Annotated in this window: 21 protein-coding genes; 11 read left to right on the plus strand and 10 right to left on the minus strand. The window is 69.6% G+C overall.

The window, feature by feature from the left end; genetic code table 11:
- Positions 1-155 precede the first annotated feature (155 nt).
- From ACIA5C_RS05660 to ACIA5C_RS05670, 3 genes are read right to left on the minus strand one after another with little or no spacing between them, the layout of a single operon-like run.
- On the minus strand, positions 156-482 hold the full coding sequence (locus tag ACIA5C_RS05660) for a hypothetical protein (protein ID WP_396051573.1): 327 nt from the start codon (positions 480-482) through the stop codon (positions 156-158).
- Positions 475-858 (minus strand): hypothetical protein, encoded by a 384-nt coding sequence (locus tag ACIA5C_RS05665; RefSeq protein ID WP_396051575.1) that lies wholly within the window; start codon positions 856-858, stop codon positions 475-477. The genes ACIA5C_RS05660 and ACIA5C_RS05665 overlap by 8 nt, the downstream gene beginning before the upstream one ends.
- Positions 859-869: 11 nt before the next feature.
- A complete protein-coding gene (locus tag ACIA5C_RS05670) occupies positions 870-2,105 on the minus strand; it encodes a putative T7SS-secreted protein (protein ID WP_396051576.1) in 1,236 nt (411 codons plus the stop codon).
- Positions 2,106-2,400: 295 nt separating this feature from the next.
- Between ACIA5C_RS05670 and ACIA5C_RS05675 the strand changes: the two genes are divergently transcribed.
- The 3 genes from ACIA5C_RS05675 (at position 2,401) to ACIA5C_RS05685 (ending at position 4,461) form a co-directional block, all read left to right on the plus strand.
- Positions 2,401-2,697, plus strand: a complete 297-nt coding sequence (locus ACIA5C_RS05675; protein WP_396051578.1) for a type II toxin-antitoxin system Phd/YefM family antitoxin — start codon at positions 2,401-2,403, stop codon at positions 2,695-2,697.
- Positions 2,694-3,095 carry a type II toxin-antitoxin system VapC family toxin gene (locus ACIA5C_RS05680; RefSeq protein WP_396051580.1) on the plus strand — a complete coding sequence of 134 codons (402 nt, stop codon included), beginning with the start codon at positions 2,694-2,696 and terminating at the stop codon, positions 3,093-3,095. Before ACIA5C_RS05675 ends, ACIA5C_RS05680 begins: the two co-directional genes overlap by 4 nt.
- A 634-nt stretch (positions 3,096-3,729) precedes the next feature.
- Positions 3,730-4,461 carry an Ltp family lipoprotein gene (locus tag ACIA5C_RS05685; protein ID WP_396051582.1) on the plus strand — a complete coding sequence of 244 codons (732 nt, stop codon included), beginning with the start codon at positions 3,730-3,732 and terminating at the stop codon, positions 4,459-4,461.
- Between the two features lie 200 nt (positions 4,462-4,661).
- On the opposite strand, the gene ACIA5C_RS05690 is transcribed toward ACIA5C_RS05685, so the two are convergent.
- Positions 4,662-5,966: an ATP-binding protein gene (locus tag ACIA5C_RS05690; RefSeq protein WP_396051584.1), complete on the minus strand. Its 1,305-nt coding sequence runs from the start codon at positions 5,964-5,966 to the stop codon at positions 4,662-4,664.
- 294 nt (positions 5,967-6,260) lie between these two features.
- Here ACIA5C_RS05690 and ACIA5C_RS05695 point away from each other — a divergent pair, with 294 nt between their 5' ends.
- The 5 genes from ACIA5C_RS05695 (at position 6,261) to ACIA5C_RS05715 (ending at position 12,575) form a co-directional block, all read left to right on the plus strand.
- On the plus strand, positions 6,261-7,205 hold the full coding sequence (locus ACIA5C_RS05695) for a sodium:calcium antiporter (protein WP_396051586.1): 945 nt from the start codon (positions 6,261-6,263) through the stop codon (positions 7,203-7,205).
- Between the two features lie 44 nt (positions 7,206-7,249).
- Positions 7,250-8,590 carry a DUF2254 domain-containing protein gene (locus ACIA5C_RS05700; protein ID WP_396051589.1) on the plus strand — a complete coding sequence of 447 codons (1,341 nt, stop codon included), beginning with the start codon at positions 7,250-7,252 and terminating at the stop codon, positions 8,588-8,590.
- A 148-nt stretch (positions 8,591-8,738) separates the two neighbouring features.
- Entirely contained in the window at positions 8,739-10,394 is a 1,656-nt protein-coding gene (locus ACIA5C_RS05705; protein ID WP_396051591.1) for a serine/threonine-protein kinase, read from the plus strand.
- A 53-nt stretch (positions 10,395-10,447) separates the two neighbouring features.
- Positions 10,448-11,125, plus strand: a complete 678-nt coding sequence (locus ACIA5C_RS05710; protein ID WP_396051593.1) for a hypothetical protein — start codon at positions 10,448-10,450, stop codon at positions 11,123-11,125.
- Between the two features lie 106 nt (positions 11,126-11,231).
- A complete protein-coding gene (locus tag ACIA5C_RS05715; protein WP_396051596.1) occupies positions 11,232-12,575 on the plus strand; it encodes a carboxypeptidase regulatory-like domain-containing protein in 1,344 nt (447 codons plus the stop codon).
- A gap of 30 nt (positions 12,576-12,605) precedes the next feature.
- On the opposite strand, the gene ACIA5C_RS05720 is transcribed toward ACIA5C_RS05715, so the two are convergent.
- A complete protein-coding gene (locus ACIA5C_RS05720) occupies positions 12,606-15,782 on the minus strand; it encodes an ATP-binding protein (RefSeq protein ID WP_396051598.1) in 3,177 nt (1,058 codons plus the stop codon).
- Positions 15,779-16,402, minus strand: a complete 624-nt coding sequence (locus ACIA5C_RS05725) for a hypothetical protein (protein ID WP_396051600.1) — start codon at positions 16,400-16,402, stop codon at positions 15,779-15,781. The genes ACIA5C_RS05720 and ACIA5C_RS05725 overlap by 4 nt, the downstream gene beginning before the upstream one ends.
- Positions 16,403-16,749: 347 nt before the next feature.
- On the opposite strand from ACIA5C_RS05725, the gene ACIA5C_RS05730 reads away from it, so the two are divergent.
- Positions 16,750-17,244, plus strand: coding sequence for a DUF2975 domain-containing protein (locus ACIA5C_RS05730; protein WP_396051602.1), 495 nt, complete (start codon positions 16,750-16,752; stop codon positions 17,242-17,244).
- Complete coding sequence (locus ACIA5C_RS05735; protein ID WP_396051604.1) at positions 17,244-17,462, plus strand: helix-turn-helix domain-containing protein; 219 nt, start codon at positions 17,244-17,246, stop codon at positions 17,460-17,462. Before ACIA5C_RS05730 ends, ACIA5C_RS05735 begins: the two co-directional genes overlap by 1 nt.
- A 42-nt stretch (positions 17,463-17,504) precedes the next feature.
- Here ACIA5C_RS05735 and ACIA5C_RS05740 read toward each other — a convergent pair whose 3' ends face one another.
- On the minus strand, positions 17,505-19,265 hold the full coding sequence (locus ACIA5C_RS05740; RefSeq protein ID WP_396051606.1) for a CocE/NonD family hydrolase: 1,761 nt from the start codon (positions 19,263-19,265) through the stop codon (positions 17,505-17,507).
- 154 nt (positions 19,266-19,419) lie between these two features.
- On the opposite strand from ACIA5C_RS05740, the gene ACIA5C_RS05745 reads away from it, so the two are divergent.
- Positions 19,420-20,064 carry a DedA family protein gene (locus ACIA5C_RS05745; protein ID WP_396051608.1) on the plus strand — a complete coding sequence of 215 codons (645 nt, stop codon included), beginning with the start codon at positions 19,420-19,422 and terminating at the stop codon, positions 20,062-20,064.
- 42 nt (positions 20,065-20,106) lie between these two features.
- Here ACIA5C_RS05745 and ACIA5C_RS05750 read toward each other — a convergent pair whose 3' ends face one another.
- Genes ACIA5C_RS05750 through ACIA5C_RS05760 form a run of 3 tightly spaced genes read right to left on the minus strand, consistent with a single transcriptional unit; the run spans position 20,107 to position 25,648 of the window.
- A complete protein-coding gene (locus ACIA5C_RS05750) occupies positions 20,107-21,891 on the minus strand; it encodes a gamma-glutamyltransferase family protein (RefSeq protein WP_396051610.1) in 1,785 nt (594 codons plus the stop codon).
- Between the two features lie 53 nt (positions 21,892-21,944).
- Positions 21,945-23,867 (minus strand): ABC transporter ATP-binding protein, encoded by a 1,923-nt coding sequence (locus ACIA5C_RS05755; protein ID WP_396052038.1) that lies wholly within the window; start codon positions 23,865-23,867, stop codon positions 21,945-21,947.
- Between the two features lie 2 nt (positions 23,868-23,869).
- Entirely contained in the window at positions 23,870-25,648 is a 1,779-nt protein-coding gene (locus tag ACIA5C_RS05760) for an ABC transporter ATP-binding protein (protein ID WP_396051612.1), read from the minus strand.
- Positions 25,649-25,714: the final 66 nt, after the last annotated feature.

Consider the following 25,714-nt stretch of genomic DNA (forward strand, 5'->3'; position numbering starts at 1 on the left):
CCGAGCGGTTCGCATGGTGCAACGTTCGGCCCACTCCACTTACCTGGGGGCGACCCCCAGACCCCACGGTGCGGTGGTCGCGCTGGGCGGTCTGCTCACGGCCTGTCGCGCTCGGCCGCAGGAGATGCGATGGCTGGCAGCACAAGCCGTAGCCCTCAGTGCTCAGCGGGATCGAGGCCGGTCGGCTTGGCGTAGACGCCGTCCAAGCGCCCCTTGGCCGCCTCGTCGGCGGTCACGTAGGCGCGGACGCTGTCGGTTAGTCGTTGCGCAATCTCCGTGCCGTCCTTGACCAGGTGCTCGACGCCGATCTCCCAGCGGTCACAGAAGTCTTTGACCGTCTTGGTCAGGTGGTCGTGGCCGTAGTCGTCGGTCTGTCCGGCCAGCTTGTCGACTTTGGTTTTTCGGATGGCGTTGATCGTGAAATTCACCCCGGTTGCGGCGTCCTCCAGCGCACCGAGGTCGACGCTGAAGCCGTCAGTCATGGGAGCCACCTGGGGCGGTCGGAATACGGTCGACGGCCGCGCGGATCTCCTCGAAGTCGAGCCCGGTACGGTAGTAGAGCTCTTTTGGGCTATTACCCTTGATTACCATTTCCGCGACCGGTTTCCACCAGCGCAGCACGGCCGGGGCGAGCGGGCGCTGACCATCTCCTACCGGTTCGCCAGGCTCGACGAATGCAAAGCAGACCCCGGTCGGCGGAACCGGCTTCAGCCGCAGGGCCGTGACCAGTTTCCGCACGTCACCCTCCGTGCATCCGTACGGCTCGAGTCGTGCCGCGCCAAACTGGTTCGCCTCGCCGGTGATCTGCCTGAGAATTTTCAACTCGTCCGGGGCGAAACACACGACCCTGGGGTTCATCCGGCCTCCGTTCATTCCAGTTCGTCGTCGAAATAGGCCTTGCCGTCCTTGGGGGTGAAGACCGTACCGCCGTCGCCGTCCTCGATCACGACAGCCGCCTTGTCCGGATCCCAGTACGCGACCCGGCCCCTGTCCAGATACCGCACATCGAGATTGGGCACCTGACCGTCGATGACACCGTCAACATACTCGGCCAGGGCATTCGGGTTGACACGCCGGACGTAGTGCGTGCCGTTCCCGTCCGGGCGCACGGCTTCCTCGTTCGCATGTTTCGCAATGTTGCGAGAAACGTCGTCCGTTAAGTCCGGGCCCGGATCGGTGGAGCCGTCGCCCGCGGTGTGATCGGTGGATGCCGGGGACACCTCGTCGTCGCCTCCGGCGTGCGCGCTCACGTCGCGGGCGCCCGCCATTGCCATCGTGGCTCCGGCGCCGACCCCGAGTACGGAGACTCCGCCGAGCGCGACGCCGGCCGGCGAAAGCACGACGGTGGCGTCCAGCAGGCCGCTGGCCCCGACACCGACCACACCGGCCGCAGCCAAAAGCGCGCCGCCGGCCATCTCGGCGACATCTCCTGGGTGGTGCAGCATCGCGTTTCCGACCGATGCCAGCGCGTTGACGACCTCCCCGCCGGCGTTCTCCAAGTCAGCGCCGATCTCGTCTGCGACGTGGCCGACCTTGCTCCAGAACCCCGGCTTCTCGGGCGCCCGATCGCGGGCCGTGCCGACCGTCGCGGCCGCGGTGTTGCCCGCGTTCTCCAGGTTGGTCCGCGCGTTGTCCAGGATCTTCTTGGCCGCGGCCCGCCCGATCTCGCCCGGGTCCTGGAACGGCTGCGTACCTCCCTGCTGCTGGTACGTCTGATATTGCGCCTGTGCGTTCTTAGTCGCCGTCTGCGCGGTGTTCCACGCGTCGATCGCCTGCTGGGCCTGCCCTTGGGCCCAGGTCAGGGTCGACGCGTACGTGTCCAGTGCGGTCGCCGCGTCCAAGAAGGAGTCGCCTGCGGTCAACCAGCTGCTCGGCTGACCGTGGAACTTGCTCCGGAACGCGTCACCGGCCGGGCCGCTCCACCCGTCGGTGGTGTCGATCCGGGACAGACCGACGCCCGCCTGCTCCAACTCGCCGGCCCGGGTGCGCAGAGCCTGAGCCGTGGCGGTGATGTTGGCGGCGTTGCCGGGCACCAATTGATTGGGGTCAGCGGTCTCACCGAGCTCGGCCATGCGGATCCCCGATCGCGTGGCTTCTGACGTCATGAGCGGAATGTGCGTGACTTTCTCGAACGCTAACCCCTCGGCGCAAGCCAGCCGAGTGGTGTGCACATGCTGTGCTCCACGACTATCGGCGACCGCACCGACACAAGCTCACCGGGCCCGCGAACGGGTCAAACGCCCTGGTAGTGGCCTACCGGAGACGAACGCGAGGCGGTTCGCATGGTGCAACGTTCGGCCCACCGGCGAAGCCATGGTGGAGACCGTGGATCGGAGCAGCCCAATCCAGCGTCATAGGAGCCCATCGTGTTGTGTCACAAATTTGTGATACCTTTCCGGTGTGACGACTCTGAGTGAGCACTCTGTGGGCCTTCGGGAGCTGCGGCACAACACCAGCGAAGTGCTTGCTCGGGTGCGCCACGGAGAAACGATCGACGTGACGGAGTACGGAAGGCTGGTCGCACGGATCGTGCCGGTTGACGATCGTCAACCGACGCCCGCGCTGGACCGCTTGGTAGAGGAGGGGCGGGCGCGCTTGGCGGTCCGTCCCGGGTTCCGGCCGCGGATGCGCACTGCGGACGGAACGGACCGGCTCGGTGACGCCCTTGCGGCGCTGCGCGACGAGGAGCGGTGGTGAGCCTTTACTACGTCGACACCTCTGCCGCACTCAAGTTGCTGGCCGAGGAGAGCCACTCTCGCGCGTTCGCCAAGTTCTACGACGACAGTGCGGGGGCTTCGTGGGTCAGTTCGACGTTGCTGCGCATCGAGGTGATCCGGGCTGTCAGTCGGGCCATGCCGGCAGCCCTGCCGGACGCGAGGTCTCTGCTGCAAGCCTTCAGTTACGTGAGCATCGATGACGAGGTCGTGGATGCCGCGATGAACGAGCCCGATCGGATGCTGCGTTCACTCGACGCCATCCACCTCGCGACCGCACGGGTGCTCGGCCCGGATGTGGACGGCCTCGCCACGTATGACGATCGGCTCGCCGCTGCGGCCAAGGACGCGGGGATCACGGTGATTGACCCACGAGATTGACCTGGCGTCGGCCCAGGCGCCGCGAGGCTTCCTCATCCGCCGATCGGCCGCGCGTCGGTCAAACTTCCGTACCCGGAACGGTCGTTGAGTGGTTCGCATGGTGCAGCGTTCGGCCCGCCCATAGTTTGGGCTGAGCAAACGTAAGACTGCTGTTGGCGGTGCGCGGACCTCGTCGGTCGATGGGCGACCCCACCGCACGGATTCCGTCGGTCGCGATGCGCTCGTCCCAGCCCCCCGACGTCAGCGCGGAGCTGCCACAGTTCGCCGACGCGGTCGCGCGGGAAGCGATCGACGTACGGGCGCCGCTCGCCGAGGCCACCCAGGCGTGGACCGCCGACGGACGATCGGATCGTCCTTATGCCGTAGGCGCCCAAGCTACGACGCCCGCGTCGACGAGGGGTTACCGGCAGCCACCGTCGCTTAAGGAGCGAGGGCAATGAGTGGACGGTTGCCGGCGGTCGCCAATCGACTGCGAATGGTGTCTTAAGTCCTGATAGGACTGGCCGGCGAGAGCATGGAAGTGGCCGAATGGCTCACCCGTACCGACTGTTGATTCGCTTAAATCTTGAAGCGGCGATGACTGCGGACGGTGGTCCGGCGTCACGCGAGATGTGTTTCCGTCGGAAGGATGACGATGTCTTACCCGGGCCCGTCCGCGAACGAGCAGCCATTCGACCCCGACCGCCCCAACCCGCAGCCGCCGCCCGGCTGGTCACCGCCGCCTGCCGGGTACCAGCCGGCCGGGGTGCCCGGTCAATCGGTGCCGCCCGGCTACACGACTTTCCCGCCGCCGGTCGCGCCGCCGAAGAAGAACACCGGAAAAATCGTGCTGGCGGTCGTGGGCGGGCTGGTCGGACTCTGTTGTATCGGTGCGGTGGCCACCCTGGGCCACGACGACGCGACGAAGGACACCGCCGCCACGACGACGGCGACGAGCGCGACGACTGCGACGAGTGCGACGACGACTGTAGCCACGAAGGAGCCGACCACCGGACCCGCGGCCGGGGTCGCCACCAAGGCCGCTACGGAGGCGACCAAGGCCCCGGTGAAGGCGACCACCAAGGCCGCCAAGAAGCTGACCGTCTCCCAGGAGAACGCCGTGGAAAAGGCAGCCGACTACCTGGACTACAGCGCCTTCTCCCGCTCTGGACTGATCAAGCAGCTGAAGTACGAAGGCTTCTCCACCAAGGACGCCACCGTCGGCGTGGATGCGCAGAAGGCCGACTGGAAGGAACAGGCCGCCGAGAAGGCCAAGGAATACTTGGACTACAGCTCGTTCTCCCGTTCAGGTCTGATCAAGCAGCTCGAGTACGAAGGATTTACCGTCGCGCAGGCCACCTACGGTGCCACGAAAGTCGGTCTATAGCTCGCACGTCGAGTCCCTGGAAGGGGCTTAACGGACATCTTTGGTCGCCCTCCTGCGCTGGCGAAACGTACTGGCAAGGGGTCCTCGCGAACGGGGATATGGCGGTTCGCATGGTGCGACGTTCGGCCCACGATGGGGCGACCCTGGGATACCCCACGGTGCGTGGTCGCGCTCGGCGCGGCGTTCCATGGTGGCTTTCGTCAGTGGTTCTTGTTGGTTTGGGACGGTTCGCTGATCTGGGTCCAGAGCCGGTCGATGGGCATGATGTGGATGCGGTCCTCGTAGGTGAACGAACGTAGTCCGGTGCTCAGGGCGACGCCGGCGATGAGTCTGTCGCCGAGGGCGTCGCGTAGAACTCGAAGGCCCTTGAGGTCGGCGCCGGAGACGCGCTCGTTGGCTTTGACCTCGAAGGCGAGGACGCGGCCGTCGTCGAACTCGATGACGTAGTCGACCTCGTCGCCGTCGTGGGTGCGCCAGTGCCCGGTGGTGACCTGCTCATCCAGCCACGACACCTGCTTGCGTAACTCGCCGACGACGAACGATTCGAGCAGGTGGCCGAACTCCGAGAGCGAGGTCGGTTCGAGGGTGGCCAGCTTGGCGGCTGAGACGCGCATGAGCCGGGCAGCGACTCCGGTGTCGACGACGTGCACTTTCGGCGATGCCGCGGCTCGCGCCCGCAGGGTTTTGCCCCAGGCGGGTAGGCGGTCGAGGAGGAAGAGATCCTCGAGGAGGCGGACGTATTCCTCGATCGTCTTGCGTTCACCGGTCAGGCCTTCGGACACTTTCGTCAGGTTCAGCACCTGCGCGGTGCGCCCGGCCAGGCGACCCAGCAACTCGCGCAGCATGGTGCGCTGGCGTATGCGGACGAGTTCTACGGCGTCGCGTTCCAGGGATTGGCGGATGTAGTCGTCGAACCACCGATCTCGGGCGGTGCCCCGGCGGCGCAGCGCCAACGGAAATCCGCCCGCGCAGAGCCGCTCGACGTAGTCCTTCCGGGAGGTTGTCGAGGTGGGCCGGGCCGCGACAGCTGCGTCGGGTTCGGCCCGGAGCGCGGGGAGGAAGTCCTCGATGACGCCGCCGATTTCGCCTTGGGACAAGGGCCAGATGGTCATGGTGTGCAATCGGCCGGTGAGTGCTTGCGCGGTGCGGCGCAGCGCGTCCTGCCGGGTCGACCCGGTCAGTACGGCCGTACCGGCGAGGGTGCCTTCGCGATTGAGCCGGGCCTTCAGCGCGTCGAGGATAAGTGGAGCGTGCTGGTATTCGTCCACGCATAGCAGGCCCGGCGTCGCGACTGCGGTCTGCGGGTTGGCCTCTACCGCGTCCCGGGTGCCTACGTCGTCCAGATCCAGAACGGGTACCCCTCGGGCTTCGGCCAGGGCACGTAGCACCGTGGACTTGCCGACCGAACGCGGGCCGTGCAGCGCGATGACCGGCTCCGTCGAAAGCAGATCATCGAGCAGGGCAGAAACACGCCGTGTCGCAATCCCCGCGAGCGGTTCCGCCACGCTTGCCTCCGTACCGGTCCTGAAAGGGATAGATCAGAACACCCAAACTACCAAAATCAGAGAGTCTCAACTACCAGATTTTGAGCATACTAGGTGACCAATCCCGAGCGGGGATCGTCGCGGACCCGCCATGGCGGTTGGGCCGGCCGGGTCGGCCCTCACCACCGCCGTGGCTGCCATTCGGCGCCGAGCCACTGGGCGGGCACCGCGGTGAGCTCGGACCAGATATGGTGGTCGATGGAGTGCCGGGAAGCCTGGTCGGCGTGATGATGCGCCGTGGGCTGGGGGCCTTCCGTGATTGTTCATCTTCTGCTCGCCGCCGTCGGATTGGCTCTGCTGACTTGGGCGGCACATCATCTGGTCCTTGGTTCGTCCCGGCTCGGTCGCTTGTTGCGGGTCAGCCCGGTGGTGATCGGGATCGTCGTGATCGGGCTCGGCACGTCCCTGCCTGAGTTCCTGGTGTCCGGTCTCGCCGCGGCCCGGGGTGACACCGGGCTCGCGATGGGCAACATCGTGGGGTCGAACATCCTCAATCTGAGCCTTCTCCTCGGCGTCGCCGCCTTGATCGCCCCGGTTCCGGTTGCCGCCTCGGTGATTCGCCGGGAGGTCCCGCTGGCGGTCGGTGCCGTACTGCTGTTCGGTCTGCTCGCCCTCTTCGGCCTCGGCGTTCCCGCCGCTGCCGGGCTGGCTGCCGCCTGTGCCGCCGCGCTGTGGCTGCTGATCCGGTGGGCGCGATCGAACCCGCCGGATCCGGTGCTGGCCGCGGAGGTACGAGAAATGACCGGCGCTCCCGGACGGTGGTGGATCGAAGCGATTCGTGCCCTGGTCGGTTTGGCCGGTGTGCTGGCGGGCGCCCAGATTCTCGTGGTCGGCGCCTCCACGGTGGCGGCCGCGCTCGGTGTGTCACAAGCCGTCATCGGCTTCACGCTGGTGGCGATCGGCACCTCGCTACCGGAACTGATGACGACCGTACAGGCGCAGCGCCGAGGCGAATCGGACCTGGTGATCGGGAACCTGTTCGGCAGCAACATGTTCAACAGCCTGGTCGGCGGTGCAGTGATCGGGTTCGCCGACCGTGCCGGGCCGGCACGGGGCGGGACGGTTCTCATTGTCGTCATGGTGTTGGGTGCGCTTCTCGCCGGAGGTCTGCTCCTCGACGGTCGTCGCCTCACCCGGCGGCACGGCGTCCTGCTCGGCCTGGCCTACGTGGCGACCATTCCCCTGCTCTTTTCCGCCTGAGCGGCACCGACCGTGGCGGCGGTCCGGCGGATAGGGTCCCGGTCGTGGACCAGGACACCGAGGAAAGTATCGCGCCGTCGGTACGAAAGCTCAGGCAACGTGCGATCAGCGACCGGCTGCGGGAGAGCCTGCTCTTCCTCCCGGTGGTGCTGCTGGCCGGCGGCGTGGTCCTGGAGGCCGCCGCCCGGGAGATCGATCAACACGGGCGGCTGGGCTGGCTCGGCCTGTTCGCGATGAGCTCGGACGCCGCGGTGACCCTGCTCTCCACGATCGCGGGAGCCACCATCACCACCGCCGGGGTCGTGTTCTCCCTGCTCGTGGTGTCGCTTCAGCTAGCCAGCGGCCAGTTCTCCCCGCGTGTGCTGCGGACCTTCTGGCGGGACCGGGCCGGCCAGATCCTGATCGGGCTGCTGCTGGCGACGTTCGCGTTCTGCGTGCTCGCGCTCGGTCACGTCGACAACCAGGGCGCGCAGGCGCCACGGCTGACCATGACTGTCGCGATCGTCCTCACGCTGGCCTCGGTGCTGGCCATCGTCGTCTTCCTCAACCGGATCACCCGGCAGCAGTACGTGGGCCGGATCATGGAGAGGATCCAGGGTGAGGCGATCGAGCTGATCGAGGACCTGCCGTACGGATCCCGCATGGGAGGTCGGGTCGGCGAACCCGTCGCCGCCCCCGACATCTCGGAGTTCGGCACCGCGCTGGTGATCCGGGCCCCGTCCGACGGTTGGGTTCAGCAGATCAGCCAGCACGCGATCCTGGCCGCGGTGCCATCCGGCAGCACCGTTCGTCTGGAGACGCGCGTCGGCGCGTACCTGATCCGCGACGAACCTCTCGCCCGGATCTGGCCGCGGCCCGATGCCGCGACCGGGCGCGAAGCGGCCCGGCTGATCGCGGAGGCCGCCATCATCGGGGCGACCCGCACGATGCAGCAGGACATCGACTTCGCGCTTCGCCAGCTCAACGACATCGGGTTGCGCGCACTGTCGCCGGCGGTCAACGACCCGACCACGGCCATCGAGTCGATCCTGCGGGTCTCGTCCATCCTGCGGCCGCTGCTGCAGGCCGAACTTCCGGCGCAGGCCCATCGCGACGACCGGAACCGGACCCTGCTCACGCCGTGGGACCTCGACCACGCGGAGTACGTCCGTCACGCGTACGGCCAGATCCGCCTCTACTCCGGCAGCCATCCGCAGGTGGCTCTCACGCTGGTCCGGGTGCTGCGGATGCTGCGCGACACGCTCGACGACCGCGCCGACCGTGCGGTGACGCTCGAGGAGATCGACCGGCAGCGGGACGCGGTCATCGACGACGCGCTGCGGGCCGGCCTGCCCGACTCAGAACTGGCGCCGCTTCGCGAGGCGGCCCGGCTGCCGCAGGAATAGCCGCTGCTGAGCAGCGGTTTCCCCCGAATTCCGACACATCCGGCGGCCGTCACATCGGCGATCGCCCATCCGGTCGGTGAGAGCAGCCGTTGCGGGGATGCCCGGCAGTTGCGGCGCGACCAGAATGGTCGGTCGTGGAGTGCCTCGAATGAGCGGCTGGCAGCCGTCCGGCTACACGCCTGTTCGTCCGCTCGGCGCCGGCGCGTCGGGCAGCGTCGTGCTCGCCACCCACGACGGGACCGGAACTCCCGTCGCGATCAAATATCTCGTACGCGACCTCGGGGACGACGCTTCGTTCCGCGCTGCCTTCCGGGAGGAGGCGCGGCTGCTCGGGGAGATCGACGACCCGAACGTCTGCCGGCTGTACGAATACGTCGAGTCCGCCGACGGCGCGGCGATCGTGATGGAGTTGGTCAACGGGGTGACGCTGCGGCAGGTGCTGCGCGAGCACGGTCCGACCACCCCCGAGTCGGCGCTCTGTGTGCTGAAGGGTTCCCTCGCCGGGCTCGGCGCGGCGCACGCTCACGGTGTCGTGCACCGCGACTACAAGCCAGAGAACGTGCTGGTCACGGAAGTAGGGCTGAGCAAGCTGGCCGACTTCGGCATCGCCGTGCCGGTCGGCCGGGGAGCTGACACCATCGTCTCCGGCACGCCCCGCTACATGGCCCCCGAGCAATGGACGGGCGCCCCGGCGACGCCGGCCTGCGATATCTACGCCGCCACTGCGACCTTCTTCGAGTGCCTCACCGGCAAGCCGCCGTACGACGGACCGAACCTGTTCGCCCTGCACGAGCAGCATGTCAACGCGCCCATTCCGACCGACCCGGCCCCGGTGCCGGTGCACGACCTGCTCCGGCGCGGGATGGCCAAGCAGCCCGCCGACCGGCCCCAGCACGCCCTTGCCTTCCTCGACATCCTCCAGCGGGTCGCCGACGAGGCGTACGGCGCGGACTGGGAGGACCGCGGGCTGCAGGACCTGGCGCGCCGGGCCGCCCTGCTCGCCGCGCTGTGGCCGTTTCCGGACGGCACCTCGGGTGCCACCAGCCTCGCGTCGACGACGTTCGGCGACTCCGCGCCGGGCGGTCGCGGCGGCTTTCTCCGTGGTCGCAAGCGGACCGCGCTGACCGGTGCCGCCCTCGTCGTGGCCCTGCTGATCGGCGGGGTGGGTTATCGCTTCGCCGCCGCGGACGAACCCGCGGCCGTCGCGGCAGGCGAAGCGAGCCCGCTCACTGCCGGTCCGCCGGCGGCCGGGTCGTCCGGCGGGATTCCCACGGCAACGCCGGCCGCCTCGACGACAACGCCGGCCCCGCCGACCCCGACCGGCTCGGTGACGCCGACCGCGACGACCGGCCCGACGCGGCCGGCGAATCCCGGTCAGTCCCCGTCCGCCTCGTCCACCAAGACGCCCTCCGCGACACCGTCGACCAGTACCTCGCCGACGTCTCCGCCCGATACCAGCGCCCCCGCGGTCGGCGCCGTCAGCGCGAGCCAGTCGTCGTTGGAGGCGGAAGGCTGCCGGTACGGCTATCGCACCAGCAACATCACGGCCACCGTCACCGACGACCGGAGCGGCCCGGCCGCGCTGAAGGTCAGTTTCCGCTATGTCCTGGGCGGCACCACTTCGACCGTCACGATGAGCGCGGCCGGGAAGGGCGTCTTTGCGGGAACGCTCGGCCCGCTGCCGATGCCTCAGACGACCACCCGCATTCCGGTCTCCGTCGTTGCCGCCGATGCCGCCGGCAACTCGGCCAAGTCGGCGTCACCGGCGTACGTGTCCCTCCAAAACTTCTGTACCCCCGGTTAGGAGCACACCGTGCTTGCTGCACAGAGGCACATGTCGGCGCGGGGACGGCCGGCGTGACCGGGCCGGGGGAACCCGTCGACGACCGGGCGCTGCCGCCGCCCGCCGATCCGTGGGCGACCATCGACCGCCCCGCCGCCACCGTGCACCTCGGGGGTCCGGACACGACCGTCAACTTCGGGCCGGCCGACCGGACCGCGCGTCTGGGTTCACCGGGGCCGACCGTACGCGTCCACGATCAGCTGCGCTTCGGGCCCGGCGTGCCGGTGCCCGCGGCGGCCGCCCCCGGCTGGCCGGCCACCACCACGGCCGGACGCCCGCGCCGGCGGTGGCGCCGGCTGGTGTCGTTGCTCTCCGGCCTGCTGACCCTCGCGCTGCTCGTGGTGGCCGGCCTCTACCTCTGGCAGCGGCTCAGCCCTCTCGTGGTGGAAGGCGCCCAGGTCGCCGTACCCCGGCCGGCCGGTAACCGTTGCAACGTCACCGTCGACGTGGTCGCGACCGTACGCACCAACGGCCGGAGCGGCGTCATCCGCTACCAGTGGTTCCGCTCGGACGCGTCGCCCGGCGCCATCCTCACCGAGCAGGTCGGCCGGGGTCAGCGCACCGCCACCCTGACCCTCAAATGGGCCTTCAGCGGTGTCGGCACCACCACCGAGACGGCCACCGTCAACATCACTGAACCGACGCCGGTCCAGGCCGGCACGCAGGTCGCCTACCGCTGCCGGCGAGGCTGACCGCCCTGACGGCCCGATGGGCCGGCCGGGCGGAAAAGCTTATGGCCAAATGCCGTACGGAACTGTGATACTCCTCGAATCAATCCGGTCCAGAGTGGAGTGACGCATGCGTGCACGGGGGCGTTGGTTGGTTGCCGTGGTTCTGTCGGCGGCCGTGATGGGCTGGCCGTCGGCGGCTACCGCCGGGGCGCGAGGAGGTTCGCCGGGCACGGCGCCGGACCGCCCGGCGCAGCAATCGTCGGACGGGACCGCTTGCGGAACCGGCGCGGCACGGCCGTACGTGCTGACGACGACACCTACCCTGGCGGCCCGGCAGTCCGACCCGGATGCCGGCCGGCAGAACCTGACCACCACGTTCGCCTGGTGGCGGATCGACGGAACCCCGGGCGGCGCGGGCCGGGCCACCCAGTCCTCGGGCAATCCCTCGGCGGTCTCGGCCGTCATCCCGGCCGGCCTGCTGGCCGACGGAGGCACGTACGCCTGGCGGGCGCGGACGTTCGACGGCACCCGGTACGGTCCGTGGTCGGTCCGGTGCGAGTTCACCGTGGACACCACGGCGCCGGAACCGCCGGCGGGTGTCACGTCCACCGACTACCCGGCCGACGGCCCGCACGGTGGCCCCGGTGTGCCGGGCGAGTTCGTGATCAGTCCGCCGCAGGTGCGGCCGGAAGAGGTCATCGCGTACGCCTGGACCGTTGACGGCGGGATCGGGCCGGCGAGCGCCGACGTCGTACCCGCCGACCCGAGCACCCACGGGGCGACGCTGACCTTCGCGCCGGCCCGCGACGGAATCCTCACGCTGCACGTCTGGTCCAAGGACCGGGCGGGCCGCTTCTCGACCCCGGTGACCTGGACCTTCTTCGTCAAGGCGGCGACTCAACCGCAACCCGTGCGGCCGCTGACCCCGTCGATCTCGTTCCCGGACGGGAACACCACGGTCCAGGGCGGCACGTTGTCCCTGCGGCTGGACGCCAACGGCGACGAGAGCGTCACGCAGTTCCGCTACAGCGTTCGTTCCGCCGCCCTCAACTTGACCGCCACTCCGAACCAGCCGGGCGGGTTCGCGATCGTGCAGATCCCGGTCGGAACCCTCAGCGGCACGTCCAACGTGTACGCCGTGGCGAACAACGGCACCACGGACAGCCTCATCACGGTGGGCAGCTTCGAGGTCCAGAGCCTCACGAGCCTGACCGGACTGGTGCTTGACGGAGAGACGTTCCTCCCGGTCGGGGGTGCGACGGTGCGGGTGGAGCCGGGCGGACACCAGACCACGACCACCGCCACGGGCGAGTTCTCGTTCCCGGCGGGCGACCTGCCCATCGGGGACTACACGGTCAGTGCCTCGTACGGTGCCTGCTCCGCGGAACAGCCGGTCTCGGTCTCCGGTGGGGGCGACTACGTCGAGCTGTACTTCTTCCCGGGCGGATGCGGGACCGGCACGGATCAATAGGTCGGCCGCTCGTCTCGGCCCCGCGCAGGTTCACGCCCGGGCGCGAGCCAGCACCTCTTCGGCGCTCAGAGCGCTCGTCGGGTGGTACGACAGGCACATCGGGACGGAGACCTTGCGGAACGGAGTTCCCTCGCCGACCGTGTAGAACTGGCCGGCCTCCAGGCGGGAGATCTCGAGTACCGCACTGCCCTTGGCGGCGGCCACCTCGCGCGCCGCCGCGATCTGGACCGGGCTGTTCAGGAAACCGTAGAACTGGGTCGCGGCATTGCCGATGATGCGGTTGTGGATGCCCTTCGGCGCCTGAGTCGCGAAGATCAGGCCCAGTCCGTACTTGCGGGCCTGGCTGGCCAGGGCGAGGGTGCTCTCGGTGCAGGCGGTCAGCGGCCCGGACGGGACGAAGGTCTGTGCCTCATCCATCACGAACAGCCCGCCGAGCGGACGGTCACCCGCGGGGTGCCGTTTGATCCAGGCGAACAGCGCCATCTGGAGCTGGTTGACGAAACTCTGCCGGTGTTCGTCGTTCGGAAGACCGATGAGGCTGATGACCGAGATCCGGGCGCGCTTGCCGGCTGCCGGCGTCAGCAGTACGGCCGGGTCGAGCGTTTCGCCGGCACCCCCGAACATCGGGTCGTTGACCATCGCGGCGCGCAGCGTCTCGGCCATGTCGGCGGCCAGTTCGTGCGCCCGGCCGAGCGACGCCGCGCCCTCCGGCAGGTTGCCGAGCATGCTGACGAAGCCGGCCAGGTCGTTGTTACGGGTCCGCGCGAAGTAGTCCAGCGCCTGGCGGAGGACGGCACGCCCGCGGTCGGCCTTCGCGGTGTTCCCGGCCATTCGCGCACGCGGGGCGAGCGCCGCGACGGCGGTGTCCAGGGCGAGGCCGAACTCGTCCGGCTCGTCCAGCACCGCCGCGAAGTCCGGCAGCGGCTGGAAGCTGACCGGCCGCCCGGCGGTCCGTCGCGGGGTCCAGACCACCACGTCCGTTCCGTCCAGGTAGGTCTTGGCGAGCGCGGCGTCGCCCGGCCGCCACGTCGCCGGCGGTTCCGGCCATGCGTCGCCGAGCCGCGCGAGGTCGTTGTTCGGATCGAGCACGATCGCGGAGACGCCGTTCAGCGCGCACTCCTCGATCAACCGCCGGATCAGGACGGTCTTGCCCGAGCCGGAGCCGGCGAAGATCACCGCGTGCTTGCGGAGGGACACCAGCGGCACGCGTACGGATTCGCCGGACTCCACCGCGGTCCCGAGGCCGAGGCTCGGGGTCTCCGGCCCGGCTTCCGCCTCGCCTTCCGTCTCGACTGGCACCGACGAGCCGGCCGGTCCGTCCGGTCCGGCCGCCTCGTCGGGCTCGGACTCCCGGATCGGCCCGTCGTTCGGCGGTGGCCCGAAGATGGTGGCGAAGAGCGCCGTGTTGCCGGCCGGACGCCGCGCCCGCAGCCAGTCAGGCAGCGCCGGATCGTGCTCGTCGAGCAATGCCGCAAGTGCGGCGAAGGTGCGCAGATCGTCGGCCGACACCGTCGTGAGGATCCCTCCGCGGTCGAGGAAGTCCTGCCTCATGCGCTCGCTGACCTTGCCGTTCGGCCACGGTGAGTTGCGCAGGAGCACCGCGCGGCGCTTCGGGATCGCCGGGTCGAGGTTGACGAAGCTGAGCAGCCGCCGCACCCGGGCCTGGACGGCCAGCGGGTGGGAGTGCGACAGGGCCCGTATCGACCAGTGGGCCTCGTCCTCGGTGTCCTCGTCCAGGGTCTCCCGCAGCCACGCGTGCATCGAGGGGTTCCCGTTGCCACCGTCCTGAACGTTGTACCGGCCGCGGCGGTCGCCCTGCTCGATGATCCAGGCCCGCAGACCCGCGACCAGCAGGCGAGACATCGCTTTGTCCTCGGTCGCCGGCGTCAGCGCCGCCTCGACCGCCGCCTGCTCATCCACCTGCTCATGCAGCCGGGCCAGACGGTCGTCGAGCACGGTCAGGCGGCCGGCCGGCGGGGGCGGAACCGGGCGTACGGGTGCGGGCCGCGTCTCGGCCAAGTCGGTGAGCGGCACGATCTCGTCCGCCTCGAGGCACACCCGGACGTGCTCGTCGACCCGTTGCAACAGGCCGCGCGGAGTGAACCCGGTGGCGTCGCGGAACGCCTCGGGAACGACCGGCCAGGTCGGGTACGGCGGCGTGAATTCGGCGATTTCGAAGAACGGCTCGAACCGTGCGGTGATCAACTCGGCGGCGACCTCCGCGGACGGGATCCGGAAGAGCCGGGTCTCGGTGCGGAACCGTCCGGCCGCGGAGGCGACGGCGTTCCGCTCGATGAGGGTCCAGGAGTTGGACAAGCACGCCACGACCGTGACGGTGCGGCTCAGCACCTCCCGTAGCTGCATCAGACCGCCACCGAGGTCGGCGGCGAGCTCGACCGGCTCGTGCACCGTCACACCGGAGCCGTCGTCGACCGTGGAGGTGCGGGCCTGCGCGAAGACCGGGTCGATCTGGTCGACGGCGAAGAGTGTGGCCCCGGTGCAGGCGATCAGGCGGGAAAGCTCAGCGGCCACCTGTTGCGGGTGCTTCACCGTGGCCGGAATGCCCCAGCGCTCCAGCCCGACCGAGGTCTCTTCCTGCGCCGACGACAGCCAGTTCTCGGCGAGGTCGTTCGCGTACTCCTCGGACGAGGCCAGCATGACCAGGGCGCGCAGCGTGTGCCGGCATTCGCGGGCCACCTCGGGTGCCGCCCGGCGGAATGCGGAAATGAATTGATCCAGAGCTTCGGGCGTCAGCGGGTTGTCGCCGCGCACCCGCAGGCGGAGATCATTGGATATTCCGGCGATCTCGACGAGCCGCTCCAGCAGCACCGCGAGCTGCGGATGCCGATAAGATCCGGATCTGTGCAGACCGCGCAGAAATGCGGAGACCACGTTCGGCCAGAATGATTTGCCGTCGGCGATTCCCATCAGGAAGAAATAGCCGTGGTGGCGCTGCTGGACCTGTTCGCGGGCCCACCGGATCATGTGCGTCTTCCCCGCCCCGTGCCGGCCGTGAATGACCAGACCGACGGGGCTGCCACCGGCGCTGTTCTCCGCGGTCTCGTAGGCCCGGACGATCGCGGCGCCGACTTCCCCGTTCAGCCCTTCGATGTGGAAGTCGAGCCGGGACCAGACGTCGTCCTGGGTCGGCGCCCAGTCCAGCCGGCGCAGTTCGCCGAGCGCACGCCGCTCGTGCGGCTCGATCATGAGCGACCGATCGTGATCAGATGCATGTCCTCTCCGCCGAGCGGGATCGCGGCCGCCTTCGCACGGTCGCTCAGAGCTATCCGGTGCGGGTCGGGTTCCAGCTGGATCGCGCGTTGGCGGTCCAGCTCGAGCAGGGCGTCGTCGAGGCTCTTGCGCGGGATGTCCGGCAGTTCGTCGCGGAGCCGGGCCAGGCTGACCAGCTCACCGGGTTCGCGCGCCAGTTCGCCGTACGCCTGCCGGATCCGGTCGGAGGTGGAGAGCGGGCCGGGGTCCTGACGGGCGAACACGTCGGCGAGCTGATAGCCGTTTTGGATCATCAGGCCGTGTAGGTGACGGAACGTGCCGTAGAGCAGGTGCCAGGCGGCGCCGACGCCCTCCGGCGGCGCCAGCGTCAACTCGTCCCGGCCACGGACCCAGCCCTCGTCGGTCAGCTCGTGGAAGATCGCGCCGCGTAGCCCCTTTTTCCAGGTGATCAGCTTCTCGCGAGTCAATTGATCACGCGCGGACTTCTCGATCGAGACGTGATACAGCTTTCGAAGATCGGGATTAGAGGCCTCGGTAACGTGCAGCATCAAGGCGACGAGGGCCTGCCGGGCCGACGTACTCAGGACAACAGACATGGCGATGATCTTCCGAGTCGGGAGTGCGGTCCGGACGCCGCAAGAGCATCATTGCCGGATCGGTGAATTCGCGCGAGCCCCCGAAAAGGCCTGGCATTCCCGAGTCGATGTCTGGTAACCGATATTCGCGGGATCCGCGCCAAGCCCGGCATCGGACGGCACCTGGAGAACGGCCGGACGGCGAGGCGGTCCGCGCGTACCGCAACCAGACCGGCGTCGGCCTGGTCGAGGCCGGACAAGCGGTCGACCGCATCGCCGCCCAGCCCGGGATTCCCCACGGCAGGCTTGCTCGTTCGATCGCAAAACGATAGCTTCCTGTCGTAAGTCGATCGGCCGGGTGAGGGGCTATGGGGAAATTCGCGGTACTTGCGCTGCGGGTGGTGCTGGTGGCACTGCTCGCCGGATCTCTGTTCGTTCAGACGGTGATGGTGGTGCTCCTGAGCCGCGACCTCGAGGACATCCCGGAGCTCGCGTACGGGCCCGGCCCGATCCTGGTGATCGTCGTGCTGGGCATCCTCGCGGCTCAGGTGGTGCTGGCCTGCGTCTGGCAGCTGGTCAGCATGGTGCGGCGCGGGACCGTGTTCTCGCCCGCCGCCTTCCGGTACGTCCACGTCATGATCGGCGGGTTCGTGGCGGCGGCGCTGCTGGCGTTCGCTCTCGGCGTCGTGCTGGCACCCGGCGAGGCCGTCGCTCCCGGGGTGGTCCTGTTGATCGGCGGCATCGGACTGGCCATCCTGGGGGTCGCGCTCGTCGTGGTGGTGCTGCGGATGCTGCTCGCGCAGGCCGTGGCCCGCGACGTCGAGGCGGCTCAGATGCAGGCGGAGCTGGGAGAAGTGATCTGATGCCGATCACCGTCGACATCGACGTGATGATGGCCAAGCGCAAGATGTCGGTGGGCGAACTCGCGGACCGCATCGGCATCACGCCGGCCAACCTGGCCGTACTCAAGAACGGCCGCGCCAAGGCGGTCCGCTTCACCACGCTGGAGGCGCTGTGCGAAGCGCTCGACTGCCAGCCTGGTGACCTGCTGCGCTGGCAGCCCGCAGGCGATCCGGCTTGAGGCGCGGACCGGCCGGACCGGTCCGCGCCTGTCGCCGTGTCGTCAGTGGAGGGTGAGGCGGAAGGTGCCCGCTCCGACGCCGGTGAGCGTCCGGGTGTACTGGCGGAGGTAGGTGTCGAGGAACGGTGACCGGTCGCCCTGGGTGGGCCGGTCGTACCGGGGGTTCTGCAGCGCGAGGTTGAGCCGGGCGCGGGTGACGTCGATCGTGTTGCCGCTCGGGGTGTCGAGCCAGCCGCTGCTGCCGATCGTGCCGATCTGGACACCCAGCTGGTGGCCCTGCTCGAAGGTCCAGTCGGTGGCCTTCAGGTCGAACGCGACCCGGCCCGCTCGTTCGATCAGCGCCACGTTCTCGTCGAACATCACCGCGGTGCCGCCCGGGGCGACGTCCCACAGGCGCACCATCACGTTGCCCGCCGCGCCCGCGTTCAGCGTGATCGACGGCGTGGCGGTGATCCGGAGGCGGGAGGTCGTCGGGGTGGACCAGGTGAAGTAGCTGTGCGCGTCGCCGGCCGCGGGGGCGAAGGCGGCGGACGGGGCGGGATCGGTGTAGTGCTCCATGTCCCACCCGGCCGGCGCGGCCAGCGTCGAGGCGACACCGTCGTCGGCATACCGGCCGTTGGCCAGGCCGGCCGCGGTGTACGACGACGGCTGGGGCCAGCTGGATTGGGCGCGCCACACGCCGGTGCTGTCCTCGATGGCGAACGCGGGATCGTGGATCTTCGGTGCGATGCCCTTCAGGAAGAAGTCGTAGAAGCGCATGACCTCGTCGAAGAACCCGGCCCGGCCCTGGAGCAGTTGCCCGGCGGCGTTCCTCTCGTTGCCCCGGACGTGCTCCCACTGGCCCATCCAGCCACGCTCGACGCCGTGGTGGTTGTCGAGGAACTCCTCGGTGTCCTCCGGCTTCGTGTTGTTCTCGATGAAGCCCTGGGTGATGAACAGCGGGGTGCTGGTGCCCTTGGCCTTGGCCGCGAGGTTGCGGGCGCGCCAGTACGCCGAGTCCAGGTCCGGGTTGTTGTTGTTGGTCAGGTTGTCGGAGAGGCAGGAGGGGTGCGAATCCTCGTACGCCGCGGCCGCCCGGTAGCGGGCGGTGTCGTCGGGCAGCGGCGCCATCGTGGCGATCCCGTTGTAGGCGTTCGGGGTGCCGGTCACGTTGGGCCGGGGGACGCCGTTGCTGAACAGGTAGTTGTACATGTTCCACACCGGCTCCTGCGCCACCACCGCCTTCAGCGCGGGTTGCCGCAGGTCGTTGCCGACGAGACCGGTCACGGCGTCGTACGACTTGCCGTACATGCCCACCTTGCCGGTCGACCACGACCGGGTGGCCGCCCACTGGATCGCGGCCTTCACGTCGGCCTGCTCGCCCGGGCCGACCCAGTCGAGGCAGCCGGTGCTTCCGCCGAAGCCGCGCAGGTCGACCATGACGTAGGTGTAGCCGCGGGCGAACAGGCCGGTGCCGCTGGTGAAGTCCTCGAACCGGTTGGACGGGCCGGTCCGGGTCCACCCTTCCGGCCCGGTCTGGCCGGCGTGGCCGAAGTACGGGCCGACAGCGAGGATCACCGGCGTCCGGGCGTGGGGCGACAGGTTCGCCGGCCGGAGGACGTCGGCGTGCAGTTCGACGCCACTGTGGTCGGCGGACGGGAAGTAGGCCTCGGTCCAGACCGCGCCCTCCGGCACGCGCGGGTTCTGCTCGTGGGTGACGCCGGGCGGCGCGAGAGCGGCGGCCGCCGGCGTGCCGTTCAAGGCGAGCGCCGCTACCGTGATCAACGCCCCGGCCGCGGCGGTCAGTCGTCTGCGTGTGGTCATCCGATCTCCCCTAGACATAGATCAACGTCTAAGAAATAGACGCTAGCGTCTCCCGCGGGAAAGCGGTGGTGTTGATCTCACCGAGGTTGCGAAGGGCAGCGGCATCGCGGCCGGGCCTGCAAGATAGGGCGCCGGACGGACGAGAGGTCACCAGATGCTCCACTACCTGATGCCACTGATCTCGTCGCCGTGGCTCTACGTGATCATGTTTCTGCTGGTGGCGTTCGACGGCTTCGTCCCGGTCGCCATGTCCGAGGCAATCCTCATCGGGCTCGCCGCGGTCTCGACGACCGGCTCGCCCAACATCGCCGCCCTGGCCGGATCCGCCGTCGCCGGAGGGGTGGCCGGCGACCGGTTCTCCTACTACGTCGGGCGCAAGGCGGGTCCCCGGCTCAGGAACGCCAAGCTGGCCCGGGCCAAGGCGGTGGCCGAGCGCGCTCTGCTGCGGCAGGGTGCCGCCGCCATCGTCATCGCACGCTTCATTCCGTACGGGCGGACCGCCAGCACCCTGACGGCCGGATCGGTCGCGCTCGCGCTCCGGCCCTTCTACCTGGCCAGCGCGGTGTCGAGCGTGCTCTGGGCCGCGTACTCGATCGGCCTGGGCCGCCTCGGCGGCGCCGCCTTCGCCAACTCCCCGATCCTCGGCGCCGCCCTCGGCATCGCCCTGGGCCTCCTGCTCGCCGGCCTGCACAGCGCCGGCAAGCGCCTGCGCGCCCGATTCCGCCCGCCCGTCGCCCCCGCCGAAGGGACCGGCGCCGAGCGCCCCGCCCTCGCCGGCATCGTCGAAGAGGTCGGCTGACCGCCACGACGAACCGGCGCGGACGAGGCGCCCGGGACGGGGTTACGACGTCGGGTGGACCACGCCGGCGGCGCCGCTCCCCCGGCGTACGGGCTCGGCGGCGGCCACCAGGCCGCCGTGGCCGGTGAATTCGATGCCGGTTGCCGCGCCCAGCTCGGGGCTGTCCGCGCCGAAGGTGTGGCCCAGCGCCTCAAGAGCCGGCCCGTAAGCCGCGTGGAAGGCCGGCTCGGCCTGGATGCCCGCGGTGTTGCGCTGGGACGCCCGTGGGGCGGCGATCGCCTCCGGGAGGGACATGCCGAGGATCAGGCGGTTGACCAGGATCTGCAGCACCGTCGTGATGATGGTCGCGCCGCCGGGTGAGCCGACGGCCAGGAACGGCTTGCCGTCCTTGAGCAGGATCGTCGGGGACATCGAGCTGCGCGGGCGCTTCGACGGGCCGGGCAGGTTGGGGTCGGGGGCGGCGCCCTGGGTGCCGGTGAAGTTGAAGTCGGTCAGCTCGTTGTTGAGCAGGAAGCCGCGGCCCGGCACGACCATCGCGTTGCCGCCGATCTGCTCGATCGTCAGCGTGTATTCGACGACGTTGCCCCACTTGTCGGCCACCGTGAGGTTGGTCGTGCTCCGGCCCTGCTCGGTGGGCTTGGCCGACGCGGCGGCCGGGGTGCAGCCGGAGGCGTGGATGTCACCGGGCGCCACCGGCGGGACGAAGGCCTTCGTCGGCGAGATCTGGCAGGCACGCTGCCGGGCCCACGAGTCCGAGGCGAGGCGGGAGAGGACCGGCTGCGGCGTGTAGGCACCCACGTAGCGGCCGCGGTCGGCGAAGGCCAGCGCCGACGCCTCGAGGTAGTAGTGCAGCACCTTGGTCATGTCGGCCGGCGAGAGGTGGAACTGCTCGAGGATGTTCAACGCCTCGGAGACCGCGGTGCCGCCGCTCGACGGGGTCGACATGCCGTAGACGTCCAGGCCTCTGAAGTCGGAGTGGGTCGGGGCCGGGGACCGGACCCGGTAGGCGGCCAGGTCACGCTGGGTGAGAACGCCGGGCCGGATGGGGTACGCCCAGGTGCCGATCGGCTTCGACGCCAGCGGCGGGTGCTGGACCGTCCGGACGATGTCCGAGCCGATCGCACCCCGGTAGAAGTCGCCGATGCCCTTGCGGGCCAGCTCGCGGTAAGTGCGGGCGAGGTCGGGGTTGCGCTGGGTGGTGCCGACCGCGGGCGGGCGGCCGCCGGGCAGGTAGAGCTTGGTCGTCGACGAGAACTGGCCGAACTGGACCGCGTCGGCGGCGATCTGGGAGTTGAAGGTCGGGTCGACCCGGAAACCCCGGTCGGCGACCTCGGCCGCGTCGTTCAGGGCCGAGGCCAGCGGACGCGTGCCCCAGTTGCGGGCGGCCGCGTCCCAGGTGGCGAGCGAGCCGGGCACCCCCGTGGAGAGGCCGCTGTAGACGGCCTCGGGGAAGTCGTACGGCTGCCCGTCGGCCGGGTCGATGAAGTAGGTGGAGGTCATCGTGGCCGGGCCGGTCTCGCGCCCGTCGATGGTCGAGACGCGATGGTGCCGGGCGTCGTAGTAGACGAAGAAGCCGCCGCCGCCGATGCCCGAGCTGAAGGGTTCGGTGACGCCGAGGGTGGCGGCCACGGCCACGGCGGCGTCGACCGCGTTGCCGCCGCGGCGCAGGACGTCGAGGCCGGCCGCGGTGGCGGTGGGGTCGACCGAGGCGACCGCCCCGCCGTAACCGCTGGCGGTCGGCCCCGGCGTTGGCGGCGAGGCCGCGGCGGGCGCCGCGACCAGGGCCACCGGGAGTAAGGAAGCTGCTAGAACCGGCAAGATCCGCATCGATCCTCCGAAGTAGGCAGAGCTGTCCGTCAATACCCTGCCTACCAGAGAAACTAGGCGTGCGCCGCCCATGTCTCGAACATTGCCGCGTAACGTCCACCGGCCGATACCAGCTCATCATGGGAACCGGACTCGACGATGCCGTGGTCGTCGACCACGATGATGCGGTCGGCACGCATCGCGGTGGAGAGCCGGTGGGCGACCAGGATCGCCGTCCGCCCCTGCAGAAGCGCGTCCAGTGCGGCCTCGACCCGCAGCTCGGAGTGCAGGTCGAGGTTGGAGGTGGCCTCGTCGAGCACCACGACCCGGGGTTCGGCCAGGAACGCGCGGGCCAGCGCCAGCAGCTGCCGTTCCCCCGACGACACCGACTGGCCGCGCTCGTGCAGCTGGGTGTCGAGGCCGTCCGGTGAGCGTTCGACCAGGTCGCGCAGGCCGACCTGGTCGACGGCGGCCCAGACCTCCTCGTCGGTCGCCGAGGGGCGGGCGAAGGCGATGTTCTCGCGCAGCGAGCCGACGAACAGGAACGGTTCCTGCGGCACCACGCCGATCTGCGAGCGCAGCGACGAGAGGGTGACGTCCCGCAGGTCGTGGCCGTCGATCAGGATGCGCCCCGCGGTCGGGTCGTAGAACCGGGTGACGAGCTTGGCCATCGTCGACTTGCCGGCTCCGGTCGGGCCGACGCAGGCGACGGTCTCCCCGGGCGCGATCCGGATCGACACATTCCGAAGAACCGGCGACGCGGGCAGATATCCGAAGCTCACGTCCTCGAAGACGATCTCACCGCGTACCGGGGGAAGCGCGGTCGCCGAGGGCGACTGCCGCACCGAAGGCCGGGTCGTGAGGAGGCCGCGGATCTTCCCGACCGCGGCCCGGGCCTGCTGGTATTGCGTATAGAGCTGCACCAGTTGCTGCACCGGCTGGAAGAACGAGTTGATGTAGAGGACGAACGCGGTCAGCTCGCCGATCGTGAGCTCGTGCCGCAGCACCATCCGGCCGCCGATCAGCAACATGATCGCCATCGCGATCAGGCCGACGACCGAGGTGCCGGGCCCGTAGATCGCGTTGATCCGGCCGGTGTAGTTGTTGGTGTCGGTGTAGTCGCCGACCACCTCGCGGTGGTCGACGATGTTGCGCTCGCCGCGGTTGTGGGCGATGACCACGCGGATGCCGTTGAGGCTCTCGGCGAGGTTGCCGAGCATGAACGCGATCGCGTCGCGCTGCCGGTTGTAGCCCCGGTCGGCGGCGCGCCGGAACCACAGCGACATGATCGTCAGCGGCGGCACGACCAGCGCGAGCGTGATCAGGGCCAGCATGGGGTCGTAGTGGATCAGCACGGCGGTGACCACGACCATGGTCAGCGCCTGGATGCCGAACTGGGCGAAACCGTCCTGGAGCAGGTTCTGCAGGGACTCCACGTCGGAGGTCATCCGGGTCAGGATGACGCCGGCCTTCTCCTCGGTGTAGAAGTCGAGCGACAGCCGCTGGAGGTGGGCGAAGATGCGGATGCGCAGGTCACGGGTGGCCGAGGCGGCCAGCCGGGCGGTCTGCCGCATGCGGGTCGCGGTGGCGAAGCCGGTCGCGACGACCGCGGCCACGAAGATCGCGGTCGCCCACACCAGCACGGTCATGTTGTGGCGGGCGATGCCGTGGTCGATGCCGATCTGCACCAGCGCCGGACCGGCCTGCAGCAGGGTGGTCTCGACCAGCACCGCAATGCCCGACGTGATCAGGTAGGCCGGGTGGCCGAGCAACAGCCGGCCGAGTGCGATCTTCCCGCCGCGGTCCTGAAGGGGGTCGTAGTGGACGTCCGGGTCGCCGTGGTCGGGTTCGCTCGCCTCGAGCTTGGCCACGCCGGCCGCGAGGTCGGCCGGGATGCCGGCGAACGGCAGCCCGTTGCCGCCGCCCCCGCCCCGACCGGCCGCGCCGACCGCGGAACGCCCGCCGGCGTGGAAGCCGCCGAAGCCGCCACCGAACATGCTCACGCGAGAACCTCGTCTTCGTCTTCCAGGGACAGCGACGCCAGCACCCGGCCGTAGCGCGGCTCGGTGGCCAGCAACGACGCGTGCGTACCGTCGGCGACGACCCGGCCGCCCTCCATCAGCACGACCCGGTCGGCCAGGCTGATCGTGGAGAGCCGGTGCGCCACGATCAGCGTGGTGCGGCCCTGCATCTGGTTGCGCAGCGACTCGTGGATGCGCTGCTCGACGGTGACGTCGATGGCGCTGGTCGCGTCGTCGAGGATCAGCACCGGCGGGTTCATGACCAGGGCGCGGGCGATCGCGATGCGCTGCCGCTGGCCACCCGACAGGGTGTAGCCGCGCTCGCCGACCACGGTGTCGTAGCCGTCCGGCAGGTCGCGGATGAACCCGTCGGCGCCGGCCGCCCCGGCCGCCGCGATCACCTGGGCGCGGCTCGTGTCCGGCCGCCCGTAGGCGATGTTGTCGTGGATCGACATCGAGAACAGGAACGGCTCGTCGGGCACGATGCCGACCTGCTCGCGCAGCGAGGTCAGCTTCAGGTCGCGGACGTCGTGGCCGTCGATGGTCACCCGGCCGCCGGTCACGTCGTAGTAGCGGGCGGCCAGCCGCCCGAGCGTCGACTTGCCGGAGCCGGTCCCGCCGACCACGGCCACCGTTTCTCCCGGCCGGATGCGCAGGTCAAGGCCCTGCAGGGCCAGGGTCCCATTCGGGTACGCGAAACAGACGTCAACGAACGCAAGCTCGCCGCGCAGTTGAGTTGCACTCGCCGAGGGCCGTTCCACCACGTCGGAAGGCGTATCGAGGATCTGGTAGATCCGTTGCGCCGAGGCCGCCGCCCGCTGACCCATCATGATGATCATGCCGAGCATCCGGAACGGCGGCTGGAGCATCAGGACGTACGAGTTGAACGCCACGATCGTGCCGACCGTCGTGTGCCCGTCGATCGCCATGATCCCGCCGAACAGCAGCACCAGGGCGAGCCCGAGCCGCGGCAGATTGTCCATCACCGGGCTCCACCGGCTGCTGATCCTCGTGTCGGTGATGTAGGCCCAGCGGAGCCGGTCGGCGGTCTCGGCCAGCGTGCGCAACTGGCGGCCCTCGGCGGCGAACGCCTTGACGATGCGTACGCCCTGGATGTTCTCGTCGACCACGGTGGCCACCTCGGCCAGCCGGGACTGGATCAGCCAGGACACCGGGAACGTCTTCTTGCGCATGACCACGCCGAGCACGCCGACCACCGGCATCGTGAGCATGGCGACGATGGCCAGCGGCACGTTGATGGTCAGCATCAGCACGAACGCGACCACGGCGATCGTGCATTGCACGAGGATCGACGGCCCGAACGTCAGGTACATCTGGATCGAGCGGATGTCGGAGTTGGCCCGCGACATCAGCTCGCCGGTCTGCACCCGGTCGAAGAAGCCGAACGACATCCGGTTCAGGTGGGTGTACATGACGTTGCGCAGGTCGTACTCGAGTTCGTACGCGGTGCGCAGCAGCAGGAACCGCGCGGCAAAGTTGATCAGGCCCTGGACGACCGCCAGCGCGATGATCCACCAGACGTACCTGGCGAGCGGGTCGACGTGGGTGCTGACCGCCTTGTCGATGCCGATCCGCACCAGATTGGGGATCTGCACCTGCACGATCAGCCCGGCGAACGACAGGGCGAGCGAGGTGAACAGCAGCGCGCGGTGAGCCAGGACGAGTGGCAGCGCGCGCCGAAGCCAGCTGAGCCGGACGTCCGCGTGAATGGACGCCTTGGGGGCGCGGCGACTCAAGGCGCCTCCTGGATGCACAGAGTATTTAGCTTGGCTAACGATACTCCGTGGTCACCGCGACGCCAG

It is taken from the genome of Actinoplanes sp. NPDC051343, assembly GCF_044455125.1.
Classification (GTDB): domain Bacteria; phylum Actinomycetota; class Actinomycetes; order Mycobacteriales; family Micromonosporaceae; genus Actinoplanes.